Source organism: Pseudoalteromonas sp. '520P1 No. 423', assembly GCF_001269985.1.
Lineage (GTDB): Bacteria > Pseudomonadota > Gammaproteobacteria > Enterobacterales > Alteromonadaceae > Pseudoalteromonas.
On the sequence record NZ_BBZB01000001.1, the window covers coordinates 2855181 to 2873416 of the forward strand.

Sequence of the window (18236 nt, forward strand, 5' to 3'; positions counted from 1 at the left end):
CGTCACTGCAAAAAACGGTCAAAAAGGACACTATTGCCTATTGACAGAGTTAAGGCTCATATGTGTTAGGTATTACCTATACCAAACCTTAATTTTAGTAACTTTACAGCCTCGTAGAGTAAAACAATAGACATTGTATAAATTGGCCAGTTAGCAACTTGCATTAAACTAGAACCACAATCCCCATTACCATAACGCAAAATTTCTAACCCAGAAGGAATACATGCAAGCACGAGTATTGTTATTGGAATATACAACCGTTTAGCTTTTTGAAAATACCTAATAATCGTTGCAATAATACTAACAACAAGAGATATAAAAAGTAAGTTAATTGAATCGTTCCAATTTTGATCATAACCAACACCACTAAAACACGCATACGAATACGAGGAAAACATTAAAAATAGTACCGTGACTCCAAACTTCATGTAATACCTAACGCCGCAATATGGGACGTATAAATACTTGGCTAAAATTAGCTAAGAATGAGCGCCAGCCAAGCTTTAGACGTCCCACGCATAATTGCCTTGTTATATTTCTTTAAACTCAGGCTTTATTAGACCAAAACACTTTAAATCATGGAATTCGTTTTTCCAGAAACCACTAGAACGCCTAATTCCTTCCTCTTTGAAGCCTAGCTTTTTTAACACAGACTCAGAAGCTGCATTTCCAATCATAATGTCACCTTGAATCCGGTAGAGTTCACCTAATGGTTGGCCATTGGAAAATATAAATTGGATAATCGTGCTAACAGCCTCGGAAGCATACCCAATCCCCCAATACTTTGAGGATAACTCATACCCAATACCTGCATTTTTCATCTTTAGGTTTATTGAGTTAAAACCACACGTACCAATCAACCTTCCCGTGTTCTTAACTCGAATAGCCCAACGAACACCACCTTTGTCAGCAAAGCGTTGATTAAAAAGGTTAATTAACTCCAAAGATTGTTTCTCTGAATCAAAAACATCAATATCGTAAAATTTAACAACGTTTTCATCAGAGAAAATATCAAGTAAAGCCTGGCTGTCACCTTCTGATAACTTATTAAGAATTAACCGAGATGTTTCTAGCTCTGGAAATTGCACTTAGTCCTCCTTGAAATATAACGAGCCTGTAGAATAACTCGTTTTAAATATTATTTTTAATCGAAATACTCTAACTGGAATAAATTCTTTTAACAATCAAAAACGTTTACGTTTTTGGCTATTTTTACTCTTTGAATTATGAGAGTTTGATATTTGCGAGTTTTGTGCTGATTTATTGGTTTTTCGGTGGGATATGATGTTGTTTCGTGGCTCCTTAACCCTTAATGCAGGCTATTTCTGAGTTTTTCTATGTTATGAACTAAACAATACATTTGCCACTGGGCATTTACTTTTTCTTGTCCGCGCAATGTGAACTTATTCATGCCTTTGTTCACCGTGATATTACCAAAAACAGGCTCTATTGTGCCTAATCTTTTACTATATTGTCGTCTCCCGATTGGGCTGTCTATTTTTATCCACATCTTGTCGGTAAAACTCAGTTTATTTGCATTGCTCCCCAATGAAAACTGAACTTGCCTACCAACTGATTTCGGTGGGTTCCTCATACATTGATTTTGTAGTGGGCAAGTTCGGCAATCTTTTAAATGCCCTGTAAAACGCACATAAGATTTACTGTTATATTCTATTTTTTTGCTCTGCTCCCAAAGTGTTTTTCCCGCAGGACATCTGCATGCGTTTTGCTCTTCGTCATAGTGGAAATTGTTACTGGTAAATAATCTTGGCTTGCCTTTACTGCCTAATTTTTCTTTTTTTGTTGCCAAGTAATCAGCTATTTTGGCGGCGCTTTTATCAAGCTTTTCTTTTTGTTTTAAATCGTGTGCAACTTCATCTTCAGGCATATCATCTTGTGATTGATGGCGGGATAAAATACGTTTACTGGCCTTTTCTAATTTCACTTGTTTACGTTCTAGTTCTTCAAACGTACCGCTCCATTCTTTACTCGCATTCGACTTTATCTTACAGCCATCAATGGCAAACATGTTACGGCCAATCAAACCTTCTTCATCACAAATCATCAATATTTGTGTAAATAATGGTGCAATTTGCTCACTCATTTTTGCTACAAAACTGGCTATGATGTGTAATGTGGCTGAACATCGCCCGATAAACTCATAAAAGTAATATTGGTTTCACACGCTTGTGCGATGCGACGACTCGACACTAAACCATGGGCATAACCTAATAATATAATCTTCAACATTACTGTTGGCGGATACGCTGCTGCACCGCGTTTATCATTTTGATACCACGCATCAAAGCCAGATAAGTCAAGACAGTTATCTACAATATGCGACAGTGCAAATTCAAATGTGCCAGGTAATATTTGGCGGGAAAAATCGATAGGTATGAACTTATTTTGACAAGATAAATCGGGTTTACCTCTTTGCAATAATAAGTGCCATTTTGATGTTCTGTAGTTGAATAATATCTATTAGATCACATCAAAGATCTGGTATCAAGCTTAAAAAACAAACAAATAGTAAAAACTAAAAAAGACACTAAAAAGTGTCTTTTGCTATAAATTCTACAGCCTCAACGCCGCAAATAAACGGCTAAAAATAGTTGGCTAAAATTTGTGAGGCACGAACAAAGCCAACTAATTTTTGTCCGCGTTAACAACTTTGTTATGAACCGCATCCATTTGGTTTAACTTCTTTAACCTCAATTGCGACTGGTAAGTCATTCTCCAATTTATATACTGAAACCTTACAAGATTGAAAAGCGACGCCTGTCCATAATGCAGAAATGCCTTTACCACCGATCCGCTCATTTACTACAACATAATTACCACCAAGCTCAGGAGTAAATCTTACAAAAGGCCAGCATGATTTTTCCCAGCCTGAATTGTGCCACTTTATGATTGAAGTCAATGTAGTAGGCTCATTAGCCACTACTTTAATTATTGTATTTCGTTCAGTTTCATTGAAGGTTGTTTGTAGCCCAGAATTCGTGCAGACAATAGGCTCACCGTTAAAAGGAACACCTTCCTCAGTCTCATATTTTTTATCCGCGCTAAATTCTATAGTCGCAAAATTTTGGTTTGTAGTATTCTTATATTTCGGAAGCTTTGTGCCAAAAGATTGTTCTGATAATGAAGTGGCAGCACACCCTGTTAGTGCAAGTAATGGGAATATAACTACCAATGCCTTAAATTTCACACTTATCTCCTGATAGGTTCATAACGAATGATATGGACTCCCCATCCAATTGGCATTTGTGCCATATTGAAAGTGCAAACAGTCAAAAAATGGAGAGCCCATATGTCTTTAATTAAAGTTGTTGGCATCGTTATTTATTAATCAAGAGTGCCAAATTAGTTTTTAGTATCCATGGTGTTGATAAGCATGACAAGTGTAAATTAAGAAAAACTATCAAAAGAAACAAACTATTTGAGGAAATAACACAACTGCCACCCTGTGTTATCGCGATGGAAGCTTGCTCCGGTGCTAACTATTAGGCAAGGGAATTTACCAAACTCGGTCATGATGTGCGTATTATGGCGTCTAAATTTGTTATTCCCTATCGCCAAAATGAAAAGAATGACGCCAATGATGCTGAAGCTATTTGCGAAGCAGCTACAAGACCAAAAACACGTTTTGTCAGTATTAAAAGCGAAGAACAACAAGCCGTGCTGTGTTTACACCGCATCAGACAAGGTGCAATTAAAGACAGAACCGCACGTATAAACCGATTACGCGGTTTACTCGCTGAGTTCGGTATCATCATGCCAAAAGGTCGATACCCTGCACAAAATGCCATTAACGGTATTCTTGAAGATGCTGAAAATAACCTACCTTTTCTTGCGCGTGAATTGCTCAATGATTTATGGCAAAGTATTAAATCTTTAAATGCAGAAATACTCAAATACGATAGAAAACTGTACAAACTCGCCAACCAAATGAAAGACGCCAAAAGGCTTATGAGTATTCCAGGTATTGGCGAGGTCACTGCAACAGCCGTAGTCGCCACAGTAAATGATGCTAAACATTTTGATACCAGTCGTTCTTTTGCTGCATGGATTGGTTTAGTACCAAGGCAATATTCAACTGGTGGGGTTGCGCGATTAGGCCGTATCAGTAAACGAGGTGAAAAACATATTCGCACTTGCCTGATACATGGTGCTCGAGCAGTAATCGCAAACTGCAAAAATAAAACAGACCGAACAAGCATGTGGGTAAAAGATTTAGTAGAGCGGCGTGGTTTTAAGCGTGCAACGGTTGCATTAGCAGCTAAAAATGCCCGATTAATTGGGGCGCTATTACATTCAGAAAAAGAATATCAAATTGATTATGTAAAATAAGTTTTAAAGTAACAAAGTTAAATAAAAAAGAGTTTAACTCACCGAGTCTGTGCATTAGCAATTGACGATAACACGGTCAGACCGAGAGAAAGAAAGCCTGTTTAGTCGGGAAGAATAATTCTTTATAAAAGAAGATTCTGTTTAACGAGTGAGGCATTGCTCAAGCGCAAATCATCAGGGCGATAGCGTAACAAAGCTAAAAAACGCCGAATGTAGAGCTGCTGTCAGATCTTCTTGTTATCAAAAAGTGTTATTGCTTGACAACGGGGAGTCCATGTAGCCGCGCTAAGCGGCAAAAAGTTGTTGGCTAAAATTAGTGAGGAACGAACAAAAAGCCAACTGTTTTTTGTCCGTTTAATTGCCTTGATAATCATTGAGCCTCCTCCAAAGTATCGCGTTTATACGTAATACTTTAGTGACCAAACAAAAAGAAGAAAGCTCAATCAACTTTTACAATAACATGCATCCATACTATTGTGGTATCGATTTACACGCCAGATTACTCTACGTCTGTATCATTGATAATACAGGACTTATTCTTGTTCACAAGAAAATTAAAGATGACCCCTCCGCCTTGCTTAAGTTGTTACAGCCCTACATTGGTAACATTGTGGTAGGTGTTGAATGTATGCATTGCTGGTATTGGGTTGCCGATTTTTGTAAAGCGCATAATATCGATTTTATTCTTGGTCATGCCCTTTATATGAAAGCCATTCATGGTGGCAAGGCTAAAAACGATAAAATAGATTCATTTAAAATTGCTAAACTTATTCGAGGCGGTAACTTTCCACTAGCTTATGTCTACGACAAAGAAATGCGTGCTACACGCGACTTATTACGTCGCAGAACCAAAATCGTTCGTCATGGTGCTGATTTAAAAGCCCATGTGGCAAATACCGCCAGCCAGTACAATCTACCTGCCCACAATGTAAATTTAAAAAATGTATGTGATAGAGAGAAAATGCGCTATTACTTTCCCGACCCAGTTGTACAACGCTCTATTAATCTCGATATGGGCATACTTGACTACTATCAAAAAGAGCTCAAGCCTTTAGAGCATTATATTGAACAGATGGCCAAGCAACATAACCCCGTTCATCTAAATATCTTGCAAACCATTAATGGCATCGGTCGTATTCTCGCGCTGACAATTATTTACGAGGTTGGTGATATTAATCGCTTCCCGAGTGTTCAAAAGTTTGCTTCTTATTGCAGACTCGTAAAATGTAAAGCTGAATCAGCTGGCAAAACCTATGGCACACAGGGCAATAAAATTGGTAATGCGCATTTAAAATGGGCTTTCTCTGAAGCGGCTGTATTGTTATTACGCCATAACCATAATGCCACTCAATACCTTGAAAAATTACAAAAAAGAATGAGCAAAGCAAAAGCACTTTCAGCGCTGGCGCATAAGCTCGGTCGTTGCGTTTATTATATGCTTAAAAAAGAGACTGTATTCGATGAAACCCGATTCTTAAAGCGTTAGTCACGGTACTGGGTGAGCTGAACGTCTAACTGGATATAAGGTTGAGCATTAATCAATTGGGTGAGTTAATAGCTATTAAGCTTTAGCCTGATTATATGCTTAAATACCTAAGCCTCCTAGCTTGATTAGACACTCAGTACGCGTGCATTAATACAATAAGCAAAGTCGCTTACACCTGACTTGAGCCTGAAACTAACTGGTGCACATTATGCAACCAACATGCTTGAATAGTGCCTTGATTAGGTTAACCGATGAATGTCTCGATTCTGGCATCCTGCTTCATTCTACCCCCTAAATCCATTTAGTCGTAGTGCCCCTTGCTATGCCATAAGGATATGAACTAAAGCAGGCAGCGATGAGATCGCAATAAGAGAGCCTCAATATGTGTTTGCCGTAAGCTACTTGCTTAACAGCCGCATCGACATACAAAGTAAACGGGTTTGTTTATTGATTTACATTTGACCGTCACTGCAAAAAACGGTCAAAAAGGACACTATTGCCTATTGACAGAGTTAAGGCTCATATGTGTTATAAGCCACTTTGCTCTATTTTTGTTTGTAGCAATGTAATACGTGAATTAAGCTTTTTAAAAGCAATTTGAGCATAAAAATAGTGCAATAGAAAAGCAACAAAGCCAGAAGCACCAATTGCAATGACAGGCTCAGTGTAAATCAGTAAAGCCAGAATAACTGCTGAAAATATAATACATAATAAAAGAAAGTGAACTGAGCCAAACATTCTTCTATTTTGCTTTTCTAGTTGATTGATATGTGAATTTAAATCCAATTGCCTAAACCTCCGTGGCATATAACGAGCCTGTAGAATTTATCAAAAGGCTAAAATTTATAAAAAAGTGAGTCCCTGTATCGCATTGTAAGCTACAAACTAAAGTTAACTAATGCATTTTAGACCCTGTTTTTGGGCTGTAAAATTAAATTTTTAATTATTCTACAGCCTCAACGCCGCAATAAGCGGCAAAATGTTGGATAAAATTAGCGAGGTACGAGCAAAAAGCCAACTGTTTTTAGACCGTTTAATTGCCTTGTTATATTTTCAAAGCTACAATGTACGACATTACCGTACATAAATAGTGAGCTAATTATGAATAGCATAAGCGTAAACCAGTTTAGAGACAACTTAAAAACATATGTTGAACAAACTGTTAGTGAGCATGAGCCAATAAAAGTAACCCGACGAGCAGGTGAAGACTTTATAGTTATGAGTGCCGATGATTGGGAAAGAGAGCAAGAAACATTACACATATTACAAAGTAGTAATTTGATGAAGCAGATTGCAGAATCAATGAGCACTCATGAAAGCAATAAAGGCTATAAACCAACAAAAGAGCAATTAGATGAGATCACTAGTCTTTGAGGGTAAAACTTGGCTCATTTACGAGCAATTAAGAGAAAAAGATAAAAAACTTCATAAGGCTTTATGCAAAATATTAAAAGAAATGTTGCGCTCTGATCCTGCTAGTGGACTGGGAAAGCCTGAACCACTTAAACATAATTTATCAGGCTTATGGTCAAAACGGATATCTCAAAAAGATAGACTCATTTATAAGTTTGATGATAACAGCGTATACATTTTTGCAATTGGTGGACATTATGACCAATATTAGAAAAATATAACGAGCCTGTAGAATAACTCGTTTTAAATATTATTTTTAATCGAAATACTCTAACTGGAATAAATTCTTTTAACAATTAAAAACGTTTACGTTTTTGGCTATTTTTACAACACCAAAGAAAACGCCATTTCAGCGAGTAAATTGGTTATGTTGGCCACTGTTTCCTATCCGATGCAACGACCGTTCCATCTACAATCGTCACGTTGAAGCCCTGAAACGGTAGCGTAAACGATCGAAACCGACCAGTTTTTTTTGGAGTGTGCTCATATCTCAAAATCTTACGTTGAAGGTTAACATGGTAAGTATAAGAAGGTTGACCTATTGAATCCAATAATTGTTCTTCAGTCTGACCTTGCCAAATCATTTTGTTCATTAACTTGTCAACTAATTCTTTATTATTATATTTATCCATTAGCCGCATTCTCTTTCCCTCTAATAAAGCACCACCCAATGAAAAGACAATAAATAAATTTAAGAAAAAAATAAAAACACCAAATAAAAAAAAGTCCATATTAACCTTCTTCTTTGCGAATATTTTTGCCGTCAATCTTGATACTAAGGTTCAGCAAAATTCAAGATATCTTTGTGATTATTTACAACAATGTCGATAGAGTTATCGTCGTGGTAAACTCGATAAAGCTTCCCACTTTCACCGTAATTAACATTAATAAAGTATGGATCACCAATCAAGCGACAGCTATGTACCCAGATTTAACGACTTTAATACCCGGATAATAATTGCTAGTTTCATCGTCAATATCCGAGCACTCAAAGACCTTAAAATCTGCACCTAGCCCAGACAAATCAAAATCATCTGGGATCTCAAATGATTTATTACTCAAGTTGTTATCGGATATAAAATCTAACCAATAATCTGGAATATTTATCACTGCAAACTCCAAAAGAAAGCTAACGAATGATATGGACTTCCCATCCAATTGGCATTTGTGCCATATTGAAAGTGCAAACAGTCAAAAAATGGAGAGCCCATATGTCTTTAATTAAAGTTGTTGGCATCGTTATTTATTAATCAAGAGTGCCAAATTAGTTTTTAGTATCCATGGTGTTGATAAGCATGACAAGTGTAAATTAAGAAAAACTATCAAAAGAAACAAGCTATTAGAGGAAACAACACAACTTCCACCCTGTATTATTGCAATGGAAGCTTGCTCCGGTGCCCAATATTGGGCAAGGGAATTTACCAAACTCGGTCATGATGTTCGTATTATGGCGTCTAAATTTGTTATTCCTTATCGCCAAAATGAAAAGAATGACGCCAATGATGCTAAACATTTTGATACCAGTCGTTCTTTTGCTACATGGATTGGTTTAGTACCAAGGCAATACTCAACTGGTGGCGTTGCGCGATTAATTTGGGCACTGTTACATTCAGAAAAAGAATATCAGGCAGATTATGTAAAATAAATTTAAAAATAACAAAGGTAAATTGAAAGAGTTTAACTCACCGAGTCTGTGCATTAGCAATTGACGATAACACGGTCAGACCGAGAGCAAGAAAGCCTGTTTAATCGGGAAGAATAATTCTTTATAAAAGAAGATTCTGTTTAACGAATGAGGCATTGCTCAAGCGCAAATCATCAGGGCGATAGCGTAACAAAGCTAAAAAACGCCGAATGTAGAGCTGCTGTCAGATCTTCTTGTTATCAAAAAGTGTTATTGCTTGACAACGGGGAGTCCATGTAGCCTCAATAAGCGGCTTAAAACTGTTGGCTAAAATTAGCGAGGCACGAGCAAAAAGCCAACTGTTTTTTGTCCGTTTAATTGCCTTGTTATATTTTTTATACCATAATACAATATATATTGGTATTAAAGAGATTGCATTATGGCTAAAAATACAAGCGTAACATTAGGCGAACATTTTGATCAATTTATAAATCAGCAACTTAACTCAGGTCGTTATGGTTCAGCCAGCGAAGTAGTACGTGCTGGTTTAAGAGCCTTGGAAGATCAGGAAACAAAGATAATGAATTTACGCAATATGCTAGTTGAAGGTGAAAACAGTGGCGTTGCTGAATACTCGTATGATTCTTTGATTTCAGAGCTGGACAAAGATAACCATTAATGTCGAAATTCGAATTATCAGGTAAAGCCAAAAGCGATTTAATTAAGATAGCCAAATATACTCAATTAACTTGGGGAACAGCACAAAGAAATGATTATTTAAAACTATTAGATAATACTTTCCATCAACTGGCAGATGAACCTATGCTAGGAGTTAATTGTGATTATATAAGAGAAGGTTATCGAAAACGACCTCAAGGTAGTCACATAATTTATTATAAAGAACACAAAACAAACCAAATTTTGATTGTAAGAATATTACACAAAAGTATGGATGTTAACCGCGCGCTTTGAAAAATATAACGCCGCCATAAAGGGCGAGCGCAGCGAGTCCAGCCCACGGCTTTTTGTGGGCGATTTTTAATGTGTTTGTTGAACGAAGCCGCTAAGCGGCAGAAAAACATCATTCATACTTTAACTCAGTAACATTGCCATATTGGCGGTGTCATACTGGAGTAATTACCATGAATGAACTCGAACAAAAACATGTCGAATTCCGTTATCTTCAACATATTACCAATTTAAAGTTACAAGGTAAAACGACCTGCGACCATTGATGCCTACGCGCGTACCGTTCGACGTATTACCGAATATTTTGACCGCTCCCCCGATACCTTAAGTACCCAAGATTTGAAGCAATATTTTAATGCCCTCATTCAACCCCATTCTTGGAGTACCGTTAAATTAGACCGCAATGGATTACAATTCTTTTATAAATACACCCTTGAACGTCAATGGCAATGGCTCGATATCGTCAAACCCCCACAGGTAAAACGTATTCCTGATATCTTAACTGCTGCACAAATTGCCTTTATGATTAATCAAACCAAACAACAACGTTACAAAGTCTTTTTCTTAACCCTATACACCATGGGCTTGCGTTTAAGTGAGGCTTTAAATCTCACTGTGGCTGATATTGATAGTAAAACCATGCAAGTGCATATTCGTGATGGTAAAGGCGGTAAAGATAGGCTTGTGCCTTTACCTGTTAAAACCCTTGATGAATTACGTCTATATTGGCAAACACATCGTCATTGCACCCTTATTTTTCCTGGTAAAGGGCAAGGCTCCGACACGCCAATGGATAAAGGCGGCGTACAAAAAGCAATGAAAGCGGTATTAAAACAGTGCAAAATTGCAAAATTGCAAAACGTATTAGCCCACATTCACTCAGACACTGCTTTGCAACACACTTATTAGAGCAAGGTCTGGATTTACGCTCATTACAGTTGTTACTCGGTCATGGCAGCCTGAATACAACCTCAAAATACACGCAACTAACCCAAATAAAACAGCAAGATACCAAGCGACTTATAAACCAATTAACTGATAATGTCATGCGACTATGGGAGGCTTTATGAGTTGCTTTATTGAATTATTACGTGAACATCAACATGATTTTATGCATCATTATGATAATCAACTTAATCATAATAAACGTCAAGCAATTAATGCATTGCTCAGTTGCAAAACAGCTGAGCAACGTAAAATGAGTTGGTGCTGCGCTCACTGTAACCATCAAGCACAACACCCGCTCTCATGCGGACATCGACACTGCCCACAGTGTCAACACCAAACCACCAGAAAATGGTTGCAACGACAACAGCAAAAATTACTGCCCTGTCATTATTTTATGGTGACATTCACTTTACCTTTTGAGTTTAGAGCATTATCGCGATATCAGCCAAAAGCCTTATATCAAACCATGTTTAAAGTGGTGAGCAATGTACTCAAAGGGTTTGCTAAGCGTCAGTTCAAAGCTAATATTGGTTTTACTATGGTATTACATACGCATAGAAAAAATTAGAAGAAAAAATTAGACAGGCAGAAAAAATTAGAAGAAAAAATTAGACAGGCAAAAATATCTCATTGATATTAAAACCCCACTGAGAAATTAAAAGCTTACGCTGGTTACTATAAATATATTTCATTTGAGAGTTTGATGTTTTATTTCACGAAATACAATACAAATTATTGAGGTTTGATTAATTACGCGCACAATAAATTAAATTGCTAGATAGCAACAATTGTTAAACTTAAATAAGGTTGAGCAACTACGCAGAACCTTTATACCAACTATGATTGTGACTATGTGCACACTTCATTAAAGATGATTTTGAACCTGCGAAGTTAGCATAATGCCGCCTGAAGTGTTGAATGGTATTGAGCCATGAATCAACTTCAATATTTAAAACAGCTAATATTTTTGGAGTCGTTATCAAAACCGAACCTCGTTTATTTGGCACGATTAACCGACTACTAAAATCAGCTAACTCTAGATAATCAAAAAGTGTAAAAGGAATGGTATTTTTATCCATTGAGCAGCCAAATTCTAATAGTAATTTTGGTTGCTGTAAGACTGTAAATTCAGGTTTCTTATTAGATTTACTATTTTTAGATTTGTCTTGTTTTTTAAAAGATTGGTATTGCTTGATTCGTTCTTTAATTGAGGTGAAATCACTGCCTATAAGTGAGTCAACCATTTTTGCTCTAATAGGATTTAAATCAACATACATCATGCAACTTAAAATTGCAGATTCATCTAGCAAAGCCTGTGATTTAAAACGCCCTTCCCAAAATTTACCCGTGCAATTATCTTCTTTATTCGCTTTACGCGCTATAAATTCATTTAGGCTGCGCATAAACCAACTAATATCATATAGCCTTATGCGCCATTCATTAACTATTTCATTAATTCTAAACATGTATGCTGCATTGAGTTTTTCACCCGACCTATAACGGTCGACCAAAATACAACCATGATATAACTGATACCAACGTTCAATAACATCATCATTAGATAAGCTTAAAGCCTCTTCCCTATTTACCTTTAAAACAAGGTGATAATGATTAGACATAATCGCATAAGCTGCGATATCAATTGAAAAAACAGTTGAAAGGAATTTGATTCTATCTACTAACCAAGTTCTACGATGGTCAAAGTTATTACCTGAATATTTATCATCGCCACATAAGTAACTTCTTCGGATACAGCGATTTATACAATGATAATACGGGGTTGCATCTAAATCGATTAACGACTCTCTCGCCCTAGCCATAATAACCACCAATAACATTTCATCAGTGGTTAAAGTTTAGTCTAAAAAATGAGTTTTAGACCAGTTTTCAATAAGAAAAGTATGGCTGTCTTATTCGACGTTTCTCTTATTCGACGTTTCATGAAAGCGGTATTAAAACAGTGCAAAATTGCAAAATTGCAAAACGTATTAGCCCACATTCACTCAGACACTGCTTTGCAACACACTTATTAGAGCAAGGTCTGGATTTACGCTCATTACAGTTGTTACTCGGTCATGGCAGCCTGAATACAACCTCAAAATACACGCAACTAACCCAAATAAAACAGCAAGATACCAAGCGACTTATAAACCAATTAACTGATAATGTCATGCGACTATGGGAGGCTTTATGAGTTGCTTTATTGAATTATTACGTGAACATCAACATGATTTTATGCATCATTATGATAATCAACTTAATCATAATAAACGCCAAGCAATTAATGCATTGCTCAGTTGCTAAACAGCTGAGCAACGTAAAATGAGTTGGTGCTGCGCTCACTGTAACCATCAAGCACAACACCCGCTCTCATGCGGACATCGACACTGCCCACAGTGTCAACACCAAACCACCAGAAAATGGTTGCAACGACAACAGCAAAAATTACTGCCCTGTCATTATTTTATGGTGACATTCACTTTACCTTTTGAGTTTAGAGCATTATCGCGATATCAGCCAAAAGCCTTATATCAAACCATGTTTAAAGTGGTGAGCAATGTACTCAAAGGGTTTGCTAAGCGTCAGTTCAAAGCTAATATTGGTTTTACTATGGTATTACATACGCATAATCGACGCCGTGATTTACACCCTCATATTCATGTAGTTATTCCATGTGGCTATTATGATGCTGATAAAAACCAGTGGTATAAAGGCAATAAACAATTTCTATTTAATGAGTTTACACTCGCAAAAGTATGGCGTGCTCAAATGCTAGATGCGATTAATAAACACACTCAAATTAATTTACCGTCAAAATCCCCAAATAAATGGGTAGTAGATTGTCGCAAAGTGGGTTTCGGTGATAAAGCGTATCAATATCTCACTCGCTATTTATATCGCGGTGTCATATCTGATAAAGACATCATTAATTATGATAACAACACCGTTACTTTTAAATATCAAGACAGCCAAACAAAAAAAACAGCAACACGTACATTACCCGTACTCAAATTTTTATGGCTGATACTACAACATGTTTTACCTAAAGGCCTACAACGTGTCAGAGATTGTGGTTATTTGCGCGGAAATGCACATAAATTACGCCAACGTATTCAGATATTACTCATAAATACCAAAGGCTGGACAATACCTGAGAAACAAGAGAAACCCAAAGCAATCCGTATTTGCCCTTGCTGTAGACATGAAATGTTATGTATGGGAGTTATCATCAATTTAGCACGAACGAGCTAGCACAAAGGCTTATAAAATAAGGATAATGGCTTAAATGAATGAGAGGAGGTAAAAAAGTAAATTACTAACTGATTGATAAAATATAAAAATTTAACTTCTAAGCAAAAGAAGCGTATTCACTCGGCTAAAATAAATGAAAGCCGCTGCAAATAAAAAACACGATCATCACTATTTACTATAAATAAGTCATACGACCTAAGCTCGGGCTTGTTCAACACCCAGATAAGGTGTCGGCTACGCGACACCTACCCTTATTTGTTAGGTGTTTCAACAATTAGAGCAAAGAGTTAACACAGGCTTTGTGAACTGTCTCTTGAAACTCTCGAACCGTTACTTTGTCTTTAATTTTTGGCTCAAACTCTTCTTCATCAAAATAAACTACCGGATCGACTACATCTTCGTCTTTAAGCTCAAGCCCTATAGCTTCTTCCATATTAACAACTACAGTTATGAGGTCTAAAACATCAGTATCAAAGTTTTGAGCATAGAATGTCTTATCAATAGCAATTTCATCCACGCGAACATCGAGAGTCTTAGCCATTGCATCTAATACTTTATGGTCTACTGCATCACAAATATTCGCCCAAACGAAGTTTGAGTACGTAATTGCTAACACTGAATACAACACAAGTTTGAGATATTTCATGTTTTCCTCTTTGATACCAACGCTTGGCTTTGCGGCGTGCCGGAGCGCAGCGGAGGTACGTCCGGCAACAGCCACTTGATAATCATTGAGCCTCCTCCAAAGTATCGCGTTTATACGTAATACTTTAGTGACCAAACAAAAAGGAGAAAGCTCAATGAACTTTTACAATAACATGCATCCATACTATTGTGGTATCGATTTACATGCCAGATTACTCTACGTCTGTATCATTGATAATACAGGACTTATTCTTGTTCACAAGAAAATTAAAGATGACCCCTCCGCCTTGCTTAAGCTGTTACAGCCCTATATCGGTGACATTGTGGTAGGTGTTGAATGTATGCATTGCTGGTATTGGGTTGCCGATTTTTGTAAAGCGCGTAATATCGATTTTATTCTTGGTCATGCCCTTTATATGAAAGCCATTCATGGTGGTAAAGCTAAAAACGATAAAATAGATTCATATAAAATCGCTAAACTGATCCGTGGCGGTAATTTCCCGCTTGCTTATGTCTACGACAAAGAAATGCGTGCCACCCGTGATTTATTACGTCGCAGAACCAAAATCGTTCGTCACGGTGCTGATTTAAAAGCTCACGTTGCAAACACTGCTAGTCAGTGCAATTTACCTGCCCATAATGTGAATTTAAAAAATGTGTGTGATAGAGATAAAATGCGTTATTACTTTCCCGACCCAGTCGTACAACGCTCTATTAATCTCGACATGGGCATACTTGATTGCTATCAAAAAGAACTCAAGCCTTTAGAGCATTACATTGAACAGATGGCCAAACAACATAACCCCGTTCATCTAAATATTTTGCAAACCATTAATGGTATTGGTCGTATTCTCGCGCTGACAATTATTTACTAGATTGGTGATATTAATCGCTTCACGAGTGTTCAAAAGTTTGCTTCCTATTGCAGACTTGTAAAATGTAAAGCTGAATCAGCAGGTAAAACCTATGGCACACAGGGCAATAAAATTGGCAATGCACATTTAAAATGGGCGTTCTCAGAAGCCGCTGTATTGCTATTACGTCATAATCATAATGCCACTCAATACCTTGAAAAATTACAAAAAAGAATGAGTAAAGCCAAAGCACTTTCAGCATTGGCGCATAAGCTCGGTCGTTGCGTTTATTATATGCTTAAAAAAGAGACTGTATTCGATGAAACCCGATTCTTAAAGCGTTAGTCACGGTACTGAGTGAGCTGAACGTCTAACTGGATATAAGGTTGAGCATCAATCAATTGGGTGAGTTAATAGCCATTAAGCTTTTCCCTGATTATATGCCTAAATACCTAAGCCTCCTAGCTTGATTAGACGCTCAGTACGCGTGCATTAATACAATAAGCAAAGTCGCTTACACCTGACTTTGCCGTAAGCTACTTGCTTAACAGCCGCATCGACATACGAAGTAAACGGGTTTGTTTATTGATTTACATTTGACCGTCACTGCAAAAAACGGTCAAAAAGAACACTATTGCCTATTGACAGAGTTAAGGCTCATATGTGTTATAAGTACACTACACCAATACACCATTTAACATTAATGCCGGTAGAAAAAAGACAGAGGAATAAATGACTGAACCTGTAACAACCAGCGCACACGAATAAAATAAGGCCTGTGTAAAATAAACTTTAGGCTGAAAAATAGAGCTACTTTTAAATGCTATAGAACAAATTTTAATTTCGAATTTTATACGTTCAATGGCCGATTGAATTCGAATAATCATAGGTTTGTAATAAAGAACTAAAAAGCCAAACACTAGTTCCATACCACCGATATCAGCCAAAAAGATAAATTCAGGAGCGAATGGCACAACCAAGCACATAGCCGCTATGAATAAAAACTTTTGAATATTACTTAAATCCTTCCACATACTCTTAACTTCCTTGTACTTATAGACATAATGACTCCCACAAAGAGCTAGCCTCTACATTTTCGTGGGTTAGTTTATCAGCAAAACTGACAAGCCAGAGCCATAATATATGTGTCAAAACAATATAAAGCAGAGGCTAGCATGAATAACATTAGCATAGTTTTCATTGGATTAGATACTCATAAAGAGTTTTTTGAAGTCGCACATGAATTAGATGGCCGTGATAATCGTGTTTTACATGATGCTCGCATCTCTAGTGCAAAATCATCCGTCATCAAAATGGCCCGTGATTTCCAATCCAAATATCCACAAGCGACCCTTCATTTTGTTTACGAGGCGGGTCCTTGTGGATATTGGATTTATCGACTATTAACTAGCCTTGGTCACTGTTGTTACGTCGTCGCACCTTCTTTATTACCTAAAAAGCCTGGTGAAAAAGTCAAAACTGATCGTAAAGATGCGATGAAATTAGCACACTTACTTAAAATGAATGATATTCCAATTATTTACGTACCTGAGGCTGAAGATGAAGCTGTTCGTGATTTATCTCGAGCACGACAAACTGCAACTAATGATTTAAACCATGCTCGTTGCCAATTAAAAGGCTTTTTATTAAGAAATAATATTTGTTATGACGATACAGCAAATTGGTCTCTCAAACATCTACGATGGTTAAATGAGTTAATCTTACCTCACCCTGCCCAACATATTGTTTTACAGGAAATGCTTAATACGATTAATGAACGAATGAAGCCCTTAGCTCGCTTAGTTAACGAACTTGAACATCAAGTTAAGCAGTGGTGTTATTACCCTGTCGTTAAAGCAATACAAGCTATGCGCGGAATCAGGTTCTTAATTGCTGCAAGTATCATTGCAGAGCTCGGTGATTTAAGACGCTTTGATAATCCTCGAAAGCTAATGAAATATTTGGGTTTGACCCCCAGTGAAGATTCAAGTGGTGATAAACGTAGATTAGAAAAAATATCTAAATGTGGTAATGGCCGAGCTAGACGTCTTTTAATTGAAGGCGCACACAGCTATAAATTTCCAGCTAAAGTGTCTTCTGAAATGCAAAAACGACAAGAAATGTTAAGTAAAGAAGTAATCGATATTGCTTGGCAAGCACAATTAAGGTTATGCAAAAGGTACCAAAGGTTAATGCACAGAAGTAAACATCGCAATGTTGTAGTAACTGCTATCGCCAGAGAAATGATCGCATATATATGGGCGATTTCAAGGGAAGTGGCAATTGCACCTATCGATGTAAAAAAACGCATTGCTAGAGTACCAGCATGAAAAGGTTAGAGTTAATGCATTGGATCAAGCAGCGGGTGTGGCACAATTCCCGAGGGCGTTAGGTCGGCAACATTGAGTAATCGATGTTGATCCACGAGCATAGACTGAAACAATGTGCCACGACGGAAAATGTAAGGTAGGCGCTGCTAATCAATAGATTAGTAATCCACGAATATCAGCATGATAACCGACGAAATTACTTTGCTTCATTCAGTGCATTAACTCATTTATTTAAAATACGTTAAGAATGGCTTTAAAAAAGAAGCAAGGATCAGTGCAAAAAAGTTGATTGTGGGAGTCATATCAACGCCCGCATAAGGGGCTGATAATTGTTTGCTAAAATGTGAAGCGTAGCGGAACCGAGC

Annotated in this window: 21 protein-coding genes and 5 pseudogenes; 15 read left to right on the top strand and 11 right to left on the bottom strand. The window is 37.1% G+C overall.

Annotated features, from left to right (window positions below; all coding sequences use genetic code 11):
* Positions 1-65 precede the first annotated feature (65 nt).
* The 5 genes from PSA_RS13035 to PSA_RS13055 all read right to left on the bottom strand — a co-directional run bounded on the left by PSA_RS13035 (position 66) and on the right by PSA_RS13055 (position 3208).
* Positions 66-428 carry a hypothetical protein gene (locus PSA_RS13035; RefSeq protein WP_042153683.1) on the bottom strand — a complete coding sequence of 121 codons (363 nt, stop codon included), beginning with the start codon at positions 426-428 and terminating at the stop codon, positions 66-68.
* 102 nt (positions 429-530) lie between these two features.
* Positions 531-1088 carry a GNAT family N-acetyltransferase gene (locus PSA_RS13040; RefSeq protein WP_059364923.1) on the bottom strand — a complete coding sequence of 186 codons (558 nt, stop codon included), beginning with the start codon at positions 1086-1088 and terminating at the stop codon, positions 531-533.
* 221 nt (positions 1089-1309) lie between these two features.
* Positions 1310-2104, bottom strand: a complete 795-nt coding sequence (locus PSA_RS13045) for a transposase (RefSeq protein ID WP_042153676.1) — start codon at positions 2102-2104, stop codon at positions 1310-1312.
* 17 nt (positions 2105-2121) lie between these two features.
* A complete protein-coding gene (locus tag PSA_RS26345; RefSeq protein ID WP_042153673.1) occupies positions 2122-2439 on the bottom strand; it encodes a transposase in 318 nt (105 codons plus the stop codon).
* 235 nt (positions 2440-2674) lie between these two features.
* Entirely contained in the window at positions 2675-3208 is a 534-nt protein-coding gene (locus PSA_RS13055) for a hypothetical protein (protein WP_042153672.1), read from the bottom strand.
* Positions 3209-3348: 140 nt separating this feature from the next.
* Here PSA_RS13055 and PSA_RS13060 point away from each other — a divergent pair.
* Positions 3349-4350, top strand: a pseudogene (locus PSA_RS13060) (IS110 family transposase).
* Positions 4351-4792: 442 nt separating this feature from the next.
* The gene (locus PSA_RS13065) at positions 4793-5836 is read left to right on the top strand and encodes an IS110 family transposase (protein ID WP_059364997.1); all 1044 of its coding nucleotides are present in this window, start codon (positions 4793-4795) and stop codon (positions 5834-5836) included.
* Between the two features lie 528 nt (positions 5837-6364).
* Here the strand turns inward: PSA_RS13065 and PSA_RS13070 are convergent.
* A complete protein-coding gene (locus PSA_RS13070) occupies positions 6365-6622 on the bottom strand; it encodes a hypothetical protein (RefSeq protein ID WP_042153639.1) in 258 nt (85 codons plus the stop codon).
* A 315-nt stretch (positions 6623-6937) separates the two neighbouring features.
* On the opposite strand from PSA_RS13070, the gene PSA_RS13075 reads away from it, so the two are divergent.
* A complete protein-coding gene (locus tag PSA_RS13075) occupies positions 6938-7210 on the top strand; it encodes a type II toxin-antitoxin system Phd/YefM family antitoxin (protein ID WP_042153637.1) in 273 nt (90 codons plus the stop codon).
* A complete protein-coding gene (locus PSA_RS13080; RefSeq protein ID WP_042153633.1) occupies positions 7191-7460 on the top strand; it encodes a Txe/YoeB family addiction module toxin in 270 nt (89 codons plus the stop codon). The genes PSA_RS13075 and PSA_RS13080 overlap by 20 nt, the downstream gene beginning before the upstream one ends.
* A gap of 154 nt (positions 7461-7614) precedes the next feature.
* Here PSA_RS13080 and PSA_RS13085 read toward each other — a convergent pair whose 3' ends face one another.
* Both PSA_RS13085 and PSA_RS25875 read right to left on the bottom strand, forming a co-directional pair.
* A complete protein-coding gene (locus tag PSA_RS13085; RefSeq protein WP_127924261.1) occupies positions 7615-7980 on the bottom strand; it encodes a DUF2845 domain-containing protein in 366 nt (121 codons plus the stop codon).
* 175 nt (positions 7981-8155) lie between these two features.
* Positions 8156-8359, bottom strand: coding sequence for a hypothetical protein (locus PSA_RS25875; RefSeq protein ID WP_197276823.1), 204 nt, complete (start codon positions 8357-8359; stop codon positions 8156-8158).
* Positions 8360-8498: 139 nt separating this feature from the next.
* Between PSA_RS25875 and PSA_RS26350 the strand changes: the two are divergent.
* From PSA_RS26350 to PSA_RS13115, 7 genes and pseudogenes are all read left to right on the top strand, one after another.
* Positions 8499-8759, top strand: a pseudogene (locus PSA_RS26350) (IS110 family transposase); the annotation flags it as partial.
* Positions 8760-8894 (top strand): annotated as a pseudogene (locus PSA_RS26355) (transposase); the annotation flags it as partial.
* A 418-nt stretch (positions 8895-9312) separates the two neighbouring features.
* On the top strand, positions 9313-9552 hold the full coding sequence (locus tag PSA_RS13100; protein WP_042153621.1) for a type II toxin-antitoxin system ParD family antitoxin: 240 nt from the start codon (positions 9313-9315) through the stop codon (positions 9550-9552).
* Positions 9552-9845, top strand: coding sequence for a type II toxin-antitoxin system RelE/ParE family toxin (locus PSA_RS13105; RefSeq protein WP_042153618.1), 294 nt, complete (start codon positions 9552-9554; stop codon positions 9843-9845). Before PSA_RS13100 ends, PSA_RS13105 begins: the two co-directional genes overlap by 1 nt.
* 288 nt (positions 9846-10133) lie before the next feature.
* A complete protein-coding gene (locus PSA_RS13110) occupies positions 10134-10751 on the top strand; it encodes a tyrosine-type recombinase/integrase (RefSeq protein ID WP_371257860.1) in 618 nt (205 codons plus the stop codon).
* On the top strand, positions 10679-10912 hold the full coding sequence (locus PSA_RS27220; RefSeq protein WP_059364929.1) for a tyrosine-type recombinase/integrase: 234 nt from the start codon (positions 10679-10681) through the stop codon (positions 10910-10912). The genes PSA_RS13110 and PSA_RS27220 overlap by 73 nt, the downstream gene beginning before the upstream one ends.
* Complete coding sequence (locus tag PSA_RS13115; RefSeq protein ID WP_059364925.1) at positions 10909-11358, top strand: transposase zinc-binding domain-containing protein; 450 nt, start codon at positions 10909-10911, stop codon at positions 11356-11358. The genes PSA_RS27220 and PSA_RS13115 overlap by 4 nt, the downstream gene beginning before the upstream one ends.
* A 247-nt stretch (positions 11359-11605) precedes the next feature.
* Here PSA_RS13115 and PSA_RS13120 read toward each other — a convergent pair whose 3' ends face one another.
* Positions 11606-12610 (bottom strand): transposase, encoded by a 1005-nt coding sequence (locus PSA_RS13120; protein ID WP_059364927.1) that lies wholly within the window; start codon positions 12608-12610, stop codon positions 11606-11608.
* 92 nt (positions 12611-12702) lie between these two features.
* Between PSA_RS13120 and PSA_RS13125 the strand changes: the two genes are divergently transcribed.
* Together PSA_RS13125 and PSA_RS13130 are read left to right on the top strand one after the other, a co-directional pair.
* Positions 12703-12984 carry a tyrosine-type recombinase/integrase gene (locus PSA_RS13125; RefSeq protein WP_197276848.1) on the top strand — a complete coding sequence of 94 codons (282 nt, stop codon included), beginning with the start codon at positions 12703-12705 and terminating at the stop codon, positions 12982-12984.
* Positions 12981-14042, top strand: a pseudogene (locus PSA_RS13130) (transposase). The gene PSA_RS13125 and the pseudogene PSA_RS13130 overlap by 4 nt, the downstream one beginning before the upstream one ends.
* A 274-nt stretch (positions 14043-14316) precedes the next feature.
* On the opposite strand, the gene PSA_RS13135 reads toward PSA_RS13130, so the two are convergent.
* Positions 14317-14763 (bottom strand): acyl carrier protein, encoded by a 447-nt coding sequence (locus PSA_RS13135; protein WP_231665254.1) that lies wholly within the window; start codon positions 14761-14763, stop codon positions 14317-14319.
* A 79-nt stretch (positions 14764-14842) separates the two neighbouring features.
* Here PSA_RS13135 and PSA_RS13140 point away from each other — a divergent pair.
* Positions 14843-15886 (top strand): annotated as a pseudogene (locus PSA_RS13140) (IS110 family transposase).
* A gap of 332 nt (positions 15887-16218) precedes the next feature.
* Here PSA_RS13140 and PSA_RS13145 read toward each other — a convergent pair.
* Complete coding sequence (locus PSA_RS13145) at positions 16219-16575, bottom strand: hypothetical protein (RefSeq protein ID WP_042153727.1); 357 nt, start codon at positions 16573-16575, stop codon at positions 16219-16221.
* A 141-nt stretch (positions 16576-16716) separates the two neighbouring features.
* Here PSA_RS13145 and PSA_RS13150 point away from each other — a divergent pair, with 141 nt between their 5' ends.
* Complete coding sequence (locus PSA_RS13150) at positions 16717-17871, top strand: IS110 family transposase (protein ID WP_059364931.1); 1155 nt, start codon at positions 16717-16719, stop codon at positions 17869-17871.
* The last annotated feature ends 365 nt before the right edge of the window (positions 17872-18236 follow it).

Bases quoted from the DNA above. Each gene is read 5' to 3' on its own strand.
- PSA_RS13100 (WP_042153621.1), top strand. From the start codon at position 9,313: ATGGCTAAAAATACAAGCGTAACATTAGGCGAACATTTTGATCAATTT.
- PSA_RS13085 (WP_127924261.1), bottom strand. From the start codon at position 7,980: ATGGACTTTTTTTTATTTGGTGTTTTTATTTTTTTCTTAAATTTATTT.
- PSA_RS13045 (WP_042153676.1), bottom strand. From the start codon at position 2,104: ATGAGTGAGCAAATTGCACCATTATTTACACAAATATTGATGATTTGT.
- PSA_RS13105 (WP_042153618.1), top strand. From the start codon at position 9,552: ATGTCGAAATTCGAATTATCAGGTAAAGCCAAAAGCGATTTAATTAAG.
- PSA_RS13115 (WP_059364925.1), top strand. From the start codon at position 10,909: ATGAGTTGCTTTATTGAATTATTACGTGAACATCAACATGATTTTATG.
- PSA_RS13120 (WP_059364927.1), bottom strand. From the start codon at position 12,610: ATGGCTAGGGCGAGAGAGTCGTTAATCGATTTAGATGCAACCCCGTAT.
- PSA_RS13035 (WP_042153683.1), bottom strand. From the start codon at position 428: ATGAAGTTTGGAGTCACGGTACTATTTTTAATGTTTTCCTCGTATTCG.
- PSA_RS13075 (WP_042153637.1), top strand. From the start codon at position 6,938: ATGAATAGCATAAGCGTAAACCAGTTTAGAGACAACTTAAAAACATAT.
- PSA_RS13080 (WP_042153633.1), top strand. From the start codon at position 7,191: ATGAGATCACTAGTCTTTGAGGGTAAAACTTGGCTCATTTACGAGCAA.
- PSA_RS13150 (WP_059364931.1), top strand. From the start codon at position 16,717: ATGAATAACATTAGCATAGTTTTCATTGGATTAGATACTCATAAAGAG.
- PSA_RS13145 (WP_042153727.1), bottom strand. From the start codon at position 16,575: ATGTGGAAGGATTTAAGTAATATTCAAAAGTTTTTATTCATAGCGGCT.